This window comes from Cardinium endosymbiont of Oedothorax gibbosus, from assembly GCF_936981045.1.
In the GTDB taxonomy this organism is placed as follows: Bacteria; Bacteroidota; Bacteroidia; order Cytophagales; family Amoebophilaceae; genus Cardinium.
In genome coordinates this window covers 376,448-389,766 of record NZ_OW441264.1, presented here as the reverse complement: position 1 = coordinate 389,766, position 13,319 = coordinate 376,448, and the positions used below count along the sequence as shown (strand labels likewise).

Below are 13,319 nucleotides of genomic sequence, written 5' to 3'. Positions count from 1 at the left end.
TATATTCAGGTTTTCCCACATATTAACGCTGCAGTAGTGATTGACATTTTCCTTATTTCAACAAATTTGCCAAACTATCTTTTGATAACATTACACATATTTTTTTTCCATCTGGCGCATACATGGTATTGCTAGATGAAAATAATTGTGCCAATAACGCATCTATTTCGATTCCATTTAGTTTTGTGCCATGTGGTAGGCTCGCTTTTTTAGCCAATGTCCTGATGCAACATTCTGAAGTTTCCAGTTTATGCTTACTGTTGTTCCATTTGAGTTGTTCTATTAGCCCTTCCAATAATTGCTTTGGTGAGTGGTGGCTCAGTTCAGCTGGGCAGCCATGGATAATAATAGTAGATTCCCCAAATGGGTCAATAACAAAGCCTAATGAACGCAAAATAGCTTCATTTTCTAGTAAAACCATATAATCTATAGGGTTTACTACTAGGTGTTCTGGCATAAGCAACTGTTGTGATGCACCACTTTTATTTTGAAAGTGGGCCAAAAACTTGTCATACAGTACCCGTTCATGTGCTGCTTGCTGATCAATTAAAAGTGCACCAGACTGTACTTGCACGATAATATAGTTGGTATACAATTGTACAGCTGTTCCTACTCCATGCTGATGTTGCAATGTACCAACGGTTTGGTCTAATGTGCGCGTTGTGCTGTTATCTTTGTGATCCGTAAATAAATTTTGCCAGTTTTTAGAAGGCGTAGAAGATAGCGTAGAATGGTCTACTTTAAATTGTGTATAGGTGCGTTCTTTTTCTGAGTGCGTAGGATGGTTGTTTATTTGGACAGGATTTGTAAAGCGTAACAGAGAAAAATTGGTATCCTGGTCAAAATCTAAAGAATCGACTACATGATGGGTCGCCAAACTTTTTTTAATGGCCGCTTGCAAAATCGCATAAAGCGCTCTTTCGTCTTGAAATTTAATCTCTGTTTTAGTAGGGTGTACGTTTATGTCAACCCATTTAGGGTCAATGGTTAAATAGATGGTATAAAAGGGGAAGTTATCTACTGGTAAGAGTCTATCGTACGTGTTTTTAATCGCATGGTTTAAAAATGGGCTCCTTATAAAACGCTGGTTTACAAATAAAAATTGTTCCCCTCTTGTTTTTTTTGCTTGTTCTGGTTTGCCTATGTAACCTTCTATAGTCACTATATCGGTAGTTTCTTTACAGGGGATCAGTTGTTTTTTATAACTTTCTCCAAATAGATGGACAATTCTATGGCTTAATTTTTCTGGTGACAGATTATATATTTCCGTATCATTGTGGTAAAGTTTCCATCCAATCTCTGTTCTAGCAAGTGCTGCATGTTGGACTTCTTCTAGGATATGCTTGAATTCTACAGGGTTAGATTTCAAGAAGTTTCTTCGTGCTGGAACATTATAAAATAGATTTTTAACACTAACCTTAGTGCCTGGTGATGTAGCGACCGCTTCCTGTTTTTTGATCTTAGATCCCTCTATAGCAATCAAGACGCCGATAGACGCTTGATGTAGACGGGTTTCCATTTCTACCTGTGCTACTGCTGCGATAGAGGCCATTGCCTCTCCTCTAAAACCCATGGTTTGGATTTTAGATAAATCATCCGTGTTGGCAATCTTAGAAGTGGTATGTTTTTCAAAACACATTCGAGCATCTACTTCACTCATGCCTATACCATCATCAATCACTTGAATAAATTGCTTTCCAGCATCTTTTATAACAATTTTTATATTCTTGCTGCCTGCATCTATCGCGTTATCGAGTAGTTCTTTGACTACAGAAGCAGGACGTTGTACTACTTCGCCAGCTGCTATTTGATTAATCAGTAAATCAGAGAGAAGGCGAATTGTATTCATTACATTTGTGCTATGTGATGATTAGGGAATTTGGAACATTTAAGAAAACTTTATGTAGCCATGTCTTTGACCTTTCAATCGTTTTATTCAATTGTATCGGCCTATCATTCCCTAAAAATTAAAAATGTTGCTTTACAGATATAGTGGCCTGTAGGTAACATAAAGCGTTCTAAAAGTTTTTGCTTGTCATAAAACAAGTTTGTGAAAAGCCCGTTAACTGTTTTATGCAATAAGTGGTTACATAAATTTGCAGATTCTAATTTTTTTTGGTACCATATGTAAACAGCCTCTAGCAAGGGAATAGGAATTTTTTCTATGAAAATGAATCATAATCTTCATAGTTTTGTCTTTTCAGAGTTATTTGGGGGAGCGCATAGTACCCGTTTTATCAGCTCTTTTAAGATTTGGTTTTATGCAAGGGATAGTTTTAACCATTTACAAATTTATGCTACGCTATTATGCATTTCTGATGAGTTTATTTTATTCAAATTACATACTATAGCTTTATAGGTATGGAGGCGTTATTGGCCTAATCGCATGATGTGGCTGGCACAATGGCTGTTAGGGAAATTCATCCTGTGGGGCTGATATGTAAAGCCTTATACTAGTAAAAAAACAAACATGTGTGACAATATACGTAAAACCCAGTCAATATGCAAAGGATACATTGGACCAAAGGTGATTTTAGCAAACATGAGTACGCTTCTACTTGGTTTTCAAGGGTGCGATAAAGGTGTTTATAACCTTTTTTCAAAAGAAAGTAAAGACTCGTCATCTATTGCATTCAAATCACCCAAACACCAAACAGTATCTAATAATGTTATCTCTTCAAAAAGTAACTCCAGCCATTTTCTAGGAGTGGTAAGTTACTTCAAGATGGATCATAACCTTGGTCTTATACAGATTGATCCAGCAAACCAATCCGGTAAAACTGAATCGCAAAAAATGGGGTTGCTTTTTTATGCTCCTAAGAGTTTAAAGCATTGTGCAAATATGCATCTTTCCAATCAAGAGGTTACTTTATCTTACCTTGATGGTAGTAGTGAAGTACTTAGTATACTTATAGAGGTTCCAAACGAATGGATAGATGGGTTATCTAAGGAAAAGGAAGTGGAATCATTGTTTCATAAAGATGCCTGTAGTAAGCTAGAAGCAACCTGTACCAATGATTTTACTATTTTCAGTGTTTTAGATTATGGCATAAAAGCGTTTAATGGTATGAGTAGCATAGTGCTGCTTGAGAGTAGGCAAGATAAGACAAGATTTGAAGATGTTAATCATGCAGGTTTTATGGTTACAAAACGTACGCCTGCATCTACTAGTGAACTCGTTCAGCTGGTAAGATATCTTTCCACAAATACGGTTCATTCTACAAACGAAATCTGTTCTGCTTCGGTTTGTGGCAATAGATTGCAACCTGCTGCAAGCCCATCAGACGATGCTGCTTATCTTTATATTAAACATGGTAATCGTTATCGTCTGATATCATTAAATAATAGCGCATCCTCTGTTAAAGAGGGTAAGGCTATATATAAGCGTGTAATCGAGCAAGTAGATGCCTCAAGCCTAAAGCAGATGTCTCAAGAAGGAGTAGTTGCTGATGGTTTGAAAAAGCCTAAACAAACTCGTGATATTCAGGTCCAAACAGAAGATATGCCAGGAGAAGATTATCATAGTGACCATGAAAATAGTAAATTTGTTGATAGTAGCTTGTATGGTAGCTCGGGTATTGGCTGGGATTTTGATGGATGTGAAGACAATAATAGTAATATTTCAGAAGATGTAGAATGGGATAGTGATAAACTAGAAAAAGATGATGATGACGGTGGTGGTCAAGAAGAGGAAGATAAATATAATCCTGAGGTAGTAAAGCATTGTAGTGAAAAAACTCCATACTACACGCTGTATTTTAGCTAAAATGGACCAGGAAGCAATAGCTCGATTGCGTGATTAGTGGATTTCCTGTAAGAAGTTGCTTAACTTTTGTATCCATTTAGCTGTCTGTTTCTTACTATATAACAAAATCGTATCCATCGTTCAGCCAATGGTGGGGGCTTAAGGGCGAATGTATTTTAGCGCAGACGTGCAAAAAGCGGTTTGTGGATGGTTAGTATGCCCCCTGCTTATGGCTGCCGATAAAGGAATTTGGCACACAGTAAAATTAATGAAACAATCTGATTTCGAGAGGGAAAATCATAAACTCAGCCCAATACTCGGGCTTCAAACAGATGATTTTCTGATCCGCTGAAAACCAGATTGTTTAAAGACTAATGTTTTACTAAAACGCCAAATTCCTTTATCGGCGGCCATAATATCCCTAATAACGTGAGTTCGGTATTTATGTGACTGATTTACAACAATTTAATATCAATTATTTAGTTAATATTTGCACCTATTTAACAAGTTTTTATATCTAATTTTATAAATATAATATATATAATAAACTGATTATCAGAATTATTTGTTATTCAACTACCTATTTAACTGTCTATAAAACAAATTTTATAAATTTTTATTAATATTGATTATAAAATGAAAAAATAATCTAATCCCGAACTCACGTTAATACCTTAGTACAATGCTATTCCCGTATAATATACAAATCTTCTTTCGCTCGCTTCATATAATATTTTTCACGCGCAACCTTCTCTAAGAAATCCATATTATCAATAAGCTCTTTTTTTTCTTTCTTAATCTGCTGAATCTGAAATTTATAATCGATAGCCTCTGCTTGCAACTTTTGCCAACATTTGTATAATCTATACTGTACAAATACATTTTGATAATCCAAAAAGAGCATCCATACAGCAAACAAGATGGTTAAAATAAAATAGGGGTCTAACAATACTTTTTTAATAGGTTGCATTTTATTTTTATAGTTCATACTAAGCCAAAAACGTTAAAAAATTATTGTATATGTTCAGCCAATGGTGGGGGCTTAAGATACCCATACAGCTGATCGGTAAAAATTAACCCGATAGACAATAAACAAAAGGATAAGCAATATAAAATAATTACTTTAATAAGTAAAAGGCATAAATGCCTTTTATCTATCATCTTTGGGCCGATAGAAAGCATTATGTAGTATGGTTGTGCTATCTATGTCTTCCATATGTATACGTGAGTTCAGGATTAGATTATTTTTTCATTTGATAATCAATATCAATGAAAATTTATAAAATTTGTTTTATTAGACAGTTAAATAGGTAGTTGAATAACAAATAATTCTGGTAATCAGTTTATTATATATATTATATTTATAAAATTAGATATAAAAACTTGTTAAATAGGTGCAAATATTAACTAAATAATTGATATTAAATTGTTGTAAATCAGTCATATAAATCCTGAACTCACGTTAATAGGCTTACTTTTATACTTTTAAGCATCAATTAAACGGTGTAGGGTTCATGTGTAGGGTTCATCTTTTAAGTAAAAATTAGTTGTATTCAAATTATTACGGTAAGTTTGGAACTTATTTAAAGCGCAACTTTTTAAAAACGTTTCACTACCTACATCAACGTTAGATTTTTTAGCTGTTTGTGATGTGGTATTAAGATCTTTAATAACAGCTATATGTCGATTGCCATACATAGCAGAAAAGTGTGTCCAGTTAGTCTAGCATTTTTAGAGCAGGTCTGCTCTTTAGTAGAAGCTTACCAAAAGCGCGTAATGGTTTCTAATATTTTAGCTGCATTACTGAATGGATCTACTGCTTTGCTGAGCCAACTACCCGTTTTCGATCTAGAGCAGTTAGATCTACAACTAGATTTAGAGTTGATCATCAGTTTAGGTGGGGATGGAACCTTGTTAGAAACCATCCATTATCTTAAAGATCATGCGATTCCTGTACTAGGCATGCATACAGGTAATTTGGGATTTTTAACTAGGGTAACCCATACGGAAGTTATTGCTGGATTGGTAGATTTTTTTGAAGGCAATTATACCCTAGAAGAGCGGATACTTTTGGCTGTATATGGTTCAGATCTTCCTATTGCTTGTGCGCTTAACGAAGTAGCGCTGCTTAAGCAAGATAAGGTTAATTTACTAACCGTTGATGCCTATATAGATGAACAATTCATTACTACCTATCGAGTAGATGGGCTGATTATTGCTACACCTACAGGTTCTACTGCTTATTCACTGAGTTGTTCAGGTCCTATCGTGTTGACCCGCTCCAATAGCTTAGTTATTACCCCTATAAGCCCTCATAATTTGGCCTTACGTCCATTGGTTGTTCCCGACACTGCTTTATTAAGTTTTGTAGTTAAAAGCTGCAATAAAGAGATCCTGGTTGCCGTAGATGGAAGAATGATGCCCATGGCTGTTCACCAACCATTTGTAGTTAAAAAGGCTCCTTTTTCATTAAAGTTGGTGCAGCTTGGCCATACAACTATTTTTGATGTGTTACGTGAAAAGTTTTACTGGGGATTGGATGCTAGAAAGCCATAAGCATTTTATATGTTACTTTCTTATTAAGCAAAAAGCTGTTATCTTAATATGCAAATGATTGAGCTATAGTGGACTGATTTATCCGGACAAATTTTGGTTCTGTCGCGTTTATTCTAAAAAATGATTATTTTAGTATCGGTATTTACAAAAGTAGTTATTATGTTTAATATTTCTCCCGAGTTATTACCATATTTTAAAGGTTATTGTTCTTCATCAGAAGTCATCCTGTTATTTGTATACATGAAGTGTCGTTTTTCCTTGAGCTATAGAGATTTGGAAGAGATGATGCGTATGAGAGGCGCAAGAGTTGATCATTCTACGCTACAGAGATGGGTTATTAAGTTTGTTCCTCTGATAGATAAAGCAGTAAGAAAAAGAAAACGACCAATTGGTAGTAGTTGGAGAATGGATGAAACCTATGTTAAACTAAACGGGAAGTGGATCTATTTATATAGAGCAGTAGATCGTTATGGTGATACAGTTGACTTTTTTCTATCTGAGCATAGAGACAAGTCTTCAACGCTTTCTTTTTTTCGAAAGGCGATCACAGAAAATAATATTCCTAAGAAAGTAGTAATTGACAAAAGCGGTAGTAATAAAGCTGCCCTTGACGCGATCAATACAGATCTTGATCAAGATCATACCATTCAAATATTGCAAAACAAATATTTGAATAATAGAGTTGAACAAGATCATAGGTTTATCAAAAAACGGATAAAACCTATGCTGGGTTTTAAGAATTTTTATTCTGCTTCCATTACTATTTCAGGGATAGAAAACATTCGTATGATTCAAAAAGGACAAGTAAGAGGAGCTAAAAATCATCTTTCTACTTTTGAGAACTTTGCTATCTTAATGGCCGCATAATATCCAAAATTTGACTTAAACGAAAAACCTATACTAAGAAAACTATAGACGCGACAGAACCAGATTTGCTGAAGGTGTCACTCTTAAGTTGACAGCATGACGTCAACAGACACCCTTACCTTTTTTGAAAAGCCGAGACAATCCATCCTCCTCCTATTACATCTTCTGCCTCATAAAAAACAGCCGCTTGGCCAGGTGTAATGGCATGAACACCAGCACCAAAAAATACATGCATTTGATCACCTACTTGCTCAATCACAGCAGGCATACCTTGGTCATTATATCTCACCTTAGTAAGGGTATCTAATTTTCTGCCCTTTAGATCTGGATATTTGGATAAATTGAGTTGGTGTACATACATACCATCTCGACGCAATTGATCAAAAGTACCCAATACTACTCGATTGGTCTCCTTCTGTATAGCTATTACATATACTGCATAACCCAAAGTAATATTTAACCCTTTTCGCTGACCAATGGTATAAAAGGGATATCCTTCATGATGGCCCACTACCCTACCATCTTCTAATATAAACTCCCCCCCTTTAACCGTTTCTTCCAATCCAGGAACTTGTCGCTTTAAAAATCCACGGTAATCATTATCAGGAATAAAGCATATTTCATATGATTCAGACTTATTCACCAAATCTGTGAATCCACGTTCAGCAGCAAATGCACGAATAAAAGATTTGGTAAACCCACCTAACGGGAGTAAGGTCCTACTAAGACTCTCTTGAGAGATCCCCCACAGGGCATAGGATTGGTCTTTTTTAGGATCTAATCCCTTAGATATCATATAACGCCCCCGCTCTTCTCGTACCTTTGCATAATGACCGGTTGCTAGATAATCACAACCTAACTGATTAGCACGTTGCAAAAGTGCATCCCATTTAATATGAGTATTGCACAATACGCATGGATTTGGGGTTCTACCAGCTAGATATTCAGATTTAAAATGGTCAATTACATGCTCCCCAAATGCTTCTCTTATATCCACAACAATATGGGGAACACCCAATTCAACCGCCACATGCCTTGCATCATTGATGGCATCTAAACTACAACATCCCGTCTCTTTTTTCTTTCCACCACTACCCGCATAACTCCATGTTTTCATAGTAATACCTACTACTTCGTAGCCCTGCTCATGCAACATCACAGCGGATACAGAACTGTCTATGCCACCACTCATGGCTACCAATACACGTGCCTTTTTACTCATTTAGGTGCCTCTTAGGGGTTATTAAATTGCTATCAGGGTGCATATACCCTAGTGCAGGGAAAGGAAACAAAAAGTGGCTTTTTTAGCATAAAAGGAGAAATTATGCACCCACATCAATGCGTTTGAATGCAGTAACCGTTAAAGATGGCGCAACGGTCTTAAGGTATTGGGCTACAGTCAACTTACCATGCTTCACAAATGGTTGCTGCAATAGGGTATTTTCCTGAAAAAACTTATGTAATCTAGCTTGTGTTATTTTGTCGGCCTTAGCGCCATCATACCCTGCATCCATAATTTGTGCTTGGATAACGGCTGATTCCCTTTCTATGACAGCTGGGTCAACTTGATCTTTATCAACCGCTACTGGATTCATAGCAGCTACTTGCATGGCAACATCTCTACCTGCAGCGATCACTTGTTCACCTTGAGCGCCTTGTAAGGCTACCAAAACAGCTAAACGATTACCCGTATGGATATAGGAAACCGTTACCTCAGCGGCTAAGGTTTCATAAGTAGAAATTGTAATTTTTTCACCAGTGGTACCAGTAGATGCCAGAATGGCCTCCTGAACGGTTCCATTGCCCAATGGCAAGGCTTCTAGTGCGGCTATGGAAATAGGTTTATGCACTACTGCAACCTCCAAAATTGATTGGCCCAATTGCAAAAACAGCTCGTTTTTAGCTACAAAGTCGGTCTCACAGTTAAGCGCCAATAAGAAAGACTCCCTATTGTCTAAACTTGCACAAGCAAAAACAGCGCCTTCACTTGCATGATGTGTTACGCGATTTGCAAGTATTTTTTGCCCTTTCTTTCTAAGCAAATCAATGGCTTGCTCAACATCACCACCTGCCTCAATCAATGCTTTTTTACAATCCATCATTCCTGCACCTGTTCTTTTTCTCAGTGCAGCTACTTCTTCTGCTCTAACAACCATATATTATTTAGAATATCGCAATGACTTAATGATTATTTTTCTTTTTCTGGTTGGCCCTTAGGTGACGCAGGAGCTGCGGTCACTTTTTCCTTAGCTTCAGGTCTAGAAACTTTAGCTTTAGAAGGAACGGTTCTCTTGATTACCACGCCCTGCACCACTCTTATACCCCTTTTAGGAAGCACCTTGTTTCCTGCGTTACTGAGGGATTCTTCCTCCCTTTTAGGAGCTGTTTCTGCTTTCTCTTTTCTATAGGATGCTATACCTTCTTTAATTGCCTCAGCGAGATAACGCACTACAATATCAACAGAACGGAATGCATCATCATTACCAGGAATAGGAAAATCAACGATATCTGGATTTGTATTGGTATCTACAAGGGCAAAAACCGGAATACCCAATTTTCGAGCTTCCTCAACAGCAATATGCTCCTCCTTAATATCAATTACAAATAGTGCAGATGGCAACCTTGTAACATTGGCTAATCCCTTCAATATTCTATTGAGCTTCTCTTGCTCTCGCGCAATAACCAACCTTTCTTTTTTGGCTAAGTTTTTATAAGCAGCCATATGCATGTTTTTTTCTATGGAAAGCATGCGCTTTAATAGCTTGCGCGTATTTACAAAATTAGTAAGTGTACCACCAAGCCATCGTTCTGTAACATAAGGCATACCTAAGTCTTGTGCTGCCTGCTCTGCAGAGGCTTTAATTTGTTTTTTAGTAGCCACAAACAAAATCTTTTTCCCAGCTTGTGCCATTGCATTGAGTTGCAAAGCAGCCTCTTGCATACAGGTAATCGTTTGGTTCAGATCAATGATATGTATACCATTCTGCTTCATAAAAATAAAGGGAGCCATCTTAGGATGCCATTTCCTAGTCAGATGACCAAAATGGACGCCCGCATCAAGTAGTGCTTTGAATTCTAATTTTATCATTATGGGTAATAACAAATAATAACATATGAGAATAGGTCTAACGTTTTGTAAACTGGAATTTCTTTCTCGACTTTTTACGACCATATTTTTTACGCTCCACGACTCTAGCATCCCTGGTTAAGAAGCCTTCTTTCTTCAAGATAGGCCTATTGTTTTCTAAGTCCAATTTACAAAGCGCCCTAGCAATACCCAAGCGAATGGCTTCAGCCTGCCCACGCAATCCCCCACCTACAACGTTAACTTTCAGGTTATACTGGCCTGCCTTATCTAATTTTTCCAAAGGTTGCTTAACGATTAGACTAATTTCTTCTACTAGGAAATAATCTAAAAGTGGCTTATGATTAATGACAATATCTCCTGTCCCTTTCATAAGATAAACCCTAGCTACGGCGGTCTTTCTTCGACCTACTGCATTGACTGTCTCCATCCGTTAATAATTAGTACTTTAGGGTTACTGGGGTTGGTTTTTGAGCTGCATATGGATGAACAGATCCTTCACAAACATGTAAGTTGTGCAACAACCTTCTGCCCAACCTATTTTTAGGCAACATACCTTTTACAGCATGCTCTATCACACGTTTGGGGTTGACCGCTTGAACTTCTTGAAGTGTAGCACGCTTTAACCCACCAGGGTAACCCGAATAAGTGGTATAGGTTTTTTTTACCGATTTACTACCCGATAAAACTATTTTATCAGCATTCAAAACGATAACATGATCCCCTCCATCTACATGAGGCGTAAAATTGGGCTTATGCTTTCCACGAATGATGTACGCAAGCCGGCTAGCGAATCTACCCAACGGCTGAAATGAAGCATCAACAACAATCCATTGTTTGTTAACACTTTGCTTGTTAGCATATTTTGTCTTATAACTGATATAATCCACGCTTTTTAAAGAAAAAGTTGAACCAACAAAAAAACTTGAGGCCCTAAAAAACTAAAGGCCCCAAATATACCCCCTTATTGGATAAAATGCAAATTAAAGGCAATGAAAGCGCTATATAGTCGCTCCTCCTACTACAAAGTTAGGTGCATCAGCGCACAACCACCTCTGTAAAGGTATCTAAAGATAAGTATTTTTGTGCTAAGTTTCTAATTTCTAGAGGGGTTATGTGACGCACCTGATGGAAAAATGTAGCATAATAACTTTGGTCTAAGCCATGCAGGTAGGCTGCTTGAAACTTTTGCATGATAGCAAAGGGATCGTTAATGGTTGTTAAAAAGTGACCCAGTAAGTAATTTTTAACATTTTGTAAGGCTTCCTCTGGAATCTGTTCATGCTGTAATATTTCTATTTCTTTATAAATTTCTTGGATGGTTGCCTGAGTCACTTCTTGCGCTACTTCTGTAGTGATGGCTAGGTAACCAGCTTGTAGCAAAGCTACCATACTGGAATGAATCCCATAAGTATAGCCTTTGTCTTCTCGAATGTTCCGCATCAACCGAGAACCAAAATAACCACCTAAAAGGGTATTGACCACAACCATGGGTAAAAAATCTGGTTCCTTTTTGACCAATAATTTTTTACCGATTACAATGGCAGACTGCAAATGTTGCCCATCCACTAAGTCTACTTTTTCAGTAGGATTGCTACATGGCATTAGACCTACTTGCAAATCTTTTGTTGGGGTTAGCTGTTCTAGGGATTGTTTGATGCGTTGTAAGGCGGCTGGAGTAACCCATCCACTCACAAAAGCAGAACCATGCGCAAAGAGTACTTGCTCATAATGGTGGTGTAAATCGGCTCGTTGAATGCCAGCAACATCTTGCACGGTTAGATGCCTTCCATAAGGATGTGCTGCTGTAAAGAGCGCTGTACAAAATCGCTTATAGGCTACCTGATTATTCTTCTTATCGGCCATTTGAATGGCTTGCGCTTTTACATTTTTCAGCAATCGGAGTGATTTTTCAGGAAAACTAGCGGTCAATAGTATCTCTACTAATAAGTCTAACACGGGACTAAGATGCTTAGCAAGCGTGGAAAGAGAAATGGTGCAAAAGTCCTTCTGTACTCGCGTGCCAATAGTTGCACCATAATAATCGATGATGTGGGCAATATCTTGAGTACTTTTGGTTACAGTACCCTCTAGTAACATAGCAGCAGTAAAATAGGCTGCACCTGGATGCCGCTCATAGCAACTACCCGATTTAAAAATCAACTCTAATTCTATAATGGGTTGACTGCCCATATTTAGGAGATAAAGCGGCATCCCATTCGAAAGTATATGCCTTTCCGGCGATGGAAAGTCAATAGTTTCAATTGCTTTAAATTTTGGTGGAATGGTTCTATCGGGCATAAAAAATAGACTTTTAAAAGGAATTTTTATCTTACTTTTTTATCAAGAAATAAAGAGCATATAAAATACACCATGAAACGATTTATAGCCGGGCTATTAGATGTGTTGTTCCCACCCCTATGCGCAAGGTTCAACCATACACTTGTGCATGGAGAAACATTGATTTGTACCATTTGTTTCAGTTCATTTCCAGAAACAGATTCCCATACCTTAGTAGATAGCGCTATCACCAACCATTTTATAGATAAAGCAACTATAACCTATGGATTTGCGCTTTACAAGTTAAGAAAGAAGAGTCATTTTGAGCAAGTGCTCTTTGCAATGAAGTATAACAACCAACCCAAAATTGGAGAGATACTAGGATGGCACTATGGAAATATCTTGAATCAGCTGTCGATTATGCAAACCATCGATGCGATCGTAGCGATTCCTTTACACCCCAAAAGATTCAAAGAACGGGGATACAACCAAAGTGACTTTTTTGCAAAAGGACTTTCTGCTGCATTACACATCCCCTTCTACCCAAAATGTATAGCACGCATCGGCGATACGCCCTCCCAAACCAAGAAAAACAAAACAGAATGTATAACCAATCTTGAAGGCGCCTTTAAAGTCATAGAACCAGGTTTACTAACAGGCAAACATCTTTTTCTGGTAGATGATATTCTCACTACAGGGGCTACATTAGCCTCTTGCACCCATGCGCTTTTAGCATCAGGTGCATCGGAAGTGAGTATTGCCACAATAGCTGTAGTAGAAGCATAA

The 13,319-nt window shown here is 37.4% G+C and carries 12 protein-coding genes; 4 read left to right on the top strand and 8 right to left on the bottom strand.

The window, feature by feature from the left end; all coding sequences use genetic code 11:
* Nucleotides 1-52: 52 nt before the first annotated feature.
* Nucleotides 53-1,849 carry a DNA mismatch repair endonuclease MutL gene (mutL, locus tag NBW36_RS01720; protein ID WP_250238716.1) on the bottom strand — a complete coding sequence of 599 codons (1,797 nt, stop codon included), beginning with the start codon at nt 1,847-1,849 and terminating at the stop codon, nt 53-55.
* 693 nt (nt 1,850-2,542) lie between these two features.
* On the opposite strand from mutL, the gene NBW36_RS01715 reads away from it, so the two are divergent.
* Entirely contained in the window at nt 2,543-3,766 is a 1,224-nt protein-coding gene (locus NBW36_RS01715) for a hypothetical protein (RefSeq protein ID WP_250238714.1), read from the top strand.
* Between the two features lie 664 nt (nt 3,767-4,430).
* Here the strand turns inward: NBW36_RS01715 and NBW36_RS01710 are convergent.
* Nucleotides 4,431-4,715: an FtsB family cell division protein gene (locus NBW36_RS01710; protein ID WP_250238712.1), complete on the bottom strand. Its 285-nt coding sequence runs from the start codon at nt 4,713-4,715 to the stop codon at nt 4,431-4,433.
* A gap of 710 nt (nt 4,716-5,425) precedes the next feature.
* On the opposite strand from NBW36_RS01710, the gene NBW36_RS01705 reads away from it, so the two are divergent.
* The gene (locus NBW36_RS01705; protein ID WP_250238710.1) at nt 5,426-6,301 is read left to right on the top strand and encodes an NAD(+)/NADH kinase; all 876 of its coding nucleotides are present in this window, start codon (nt 5,426-5,428) and stop codon (nt 6,299-6,301) included.
* A gap of 159 nt (nt 6,302-6,460) precedes the next feature.
* The gene (locus NBW36_RS01700; RefSeq protein ID WP_250239072.1) at nt 6,461-7,168 is read left to right on the top strand and encodes an IS6 family transposase; all 708 of its coding nucleotides are present in this window, start codon (nt 6,461-6,463) and stop codon (nt 7,166-7,168) included.
* A gap of 115 nt (nt 7,169-7,283) precedes the next feature.
* On the opposite strand, the gene mnmA is transcribed toward NBW36_RS01700, so the two are convergent.
* The 6 genes from mnmA to NBW36_RS01670 all read right to left on the bottom strand — a co-directional run bounded on the left by mnmA (nt 7,284) and on the right by NBW36_RS01670 (nt 12,554).
* Complete coding sequence (gene mnmA / locus NBW36_RS01695) at nt 7,284-8,390, bottom strand: tRNA 2-thiouridine(34) synthase MnmA (protein WP_250238707.1); 1,107 nt, start codon at nt 8,388-8,390, stop codon at nt 7,284-7,286.
* 100 nt (nt 8,391-8,490) lie between these two features.
* The gene (gene tsf / locus NBW36_RS01690; protein WP_250238705.1) at nt 8,491-9,324 is read right to left on the bottom strand and encodes a translation elongation factor Ts; all 834 of its coding nucleotides are present in this window, start codon (nt 9,322-9,324) and stop codon (nt 8,491-8,493) included.
* A gap of 32 nt (nt 9,325-9,356) precedes the next feature.
* Nucleotides 9,357-10,256 carry a 30S ribosomal protein S2 gene (gene rpsB, locus NBW36_RS01685; protein ID WP_439099480.1) on the bottom strand — a complete coding sequence of 300 codons (900 nt, stop codon included), beginning with the start codon at nt 10,254-10,256 and terminating at the stop codon, nt 9,357-9,359.
* A 37-nt stretch (nt 10,257-10,293) separates the two neighbouring features.
* Nucleotides 10,294-10,683: a 30S ribosomal protein S9 gene (gene rpsI / locus NBW36_RS01680; RefSeq protein ID WP_250238703.1), complete on the bottom strand. Its 390-nt coding sequence runs from the start codon at nt 10,681-10,683 to the stop codon at nt 10,294-10,296.
* A 10-nt stretch (nt 10,684-10,693) separates the two neighbouring features.
* Nucleotides 10,694-11,143 (bottom strand): 50S ribosomal protein L13, encoded by a 450-nt coding sequence (gene rplM / locus NBW36_RS01675; protein ID WP_250238701.1) that lies wholly within the window; start codon nt 11,141-11,143, stop codon nt 10,694-10,696.
* A gap of 148 nt (nt 11,144-11,291) precedes the next feature.
* Complete coding sequence (locus NBW36_RS01670; RefSeq protein WP_250238691.1) at nt 11,292-12,554, bottom strand: M16 family metallopeptidase; 1,263 nt, start codon at nt 12,552-12,554, stop codon at nt 11,292-11,294.
* Nucleotides 12,555-12,626: 72 nt separating this feature from the next.
* Between NBW36_RS01670 and NBW36_RS01665 the strand changes: the two genes are divergently transcribed.
* Nucleotides 12,627-13,319, top strand: coding sequence for a ComF family protein (locus NBW36_RS01665; RefSeq protein ID WP_250238689.1), 693 nt, complete (start codon nt 12,627-12,629; stop codon nt 13,317-13,319).

Excerpts from the sequence above, each read along its gene's own strand:
- NBW36_RS01670 (WP_250238691.1), bottom strand. The coding sequence starts at position 12,554 with ATGCCCGATAGAACCATTCCACCAAAATTTAAAGCAATTGAAACTATT.
- tsf (WP_250238705.1), bottom strand. The coding sequence starts at position 9,324 with ATGGTTGTTAGAGCAGAAGAAGTAGCTGCACTGAGAAAAAGAACAGGT.
- NBW36_RS01710 (WP_250238712.1), bottom strand. The coding sequence starts at position 4,715 with ATGCAACCTATTAAAAAAGTATTGTTAGACCCCTATTTTATTTTAACC.
- NBW36_RS01700 (WP_250239072.1), top strand. The coding sequence starts at position 6,461 with ATGTTTAATATTTCTCCCGAGTTATTACCATATTTTAAAGGTTATTGT.
- NBW36_RS01705 (WP_250238710.1), top strand. The coding sequence starts at position 5,426 with ATGTCGATTGCCATACATAGCAGAAAAGTGTGTCCAGTTAGTCTAGCA.
- rpsB (WP_439099480.1), bottom strand. The coding sequence starts at position 10,256 with ATGATAAAATTAGAATTCAAAGCACTACTTGATGCGGGCGTCCATTTT.
- mutL (WP_250238716.1), bottom strand. The coding sequence starts at position 1,849 with ATGAATACAATTCGCCTTCTCTCTGATTTACTGATTAATCAAATAGCA.
- rpsI (WP_250238703.1), bottom strand. The coding sequence starts at position 10,683 with ATGGAGACAGTCAATGCAGTAGGTCGAAGAAAGACCGCCGTAGCTAGG.
- mnmA (WP_250238707.1), bottom strand. The coding sequence starts at position 8,390 with ATGAGTAAAAAGGCACGTGTATTGGTAGCCATGAGTGGTGGCATAGAC.
- NBW36_RS01665 (WP_250238689.1), top strand. The coding sequence starts at position 12,627 with ATGAAACGATTTATAGCCGGGCTATTAGATGTGTTGTTCCCACCCCTA.
- NBW36_RS01715 (WP_250238714.1), top strand. The coding sequence starts at position 2,543 with ATGAGTACGCTTCTACTTGGTTTTCAAGGGTGCGATAAAGGTGTTTAT.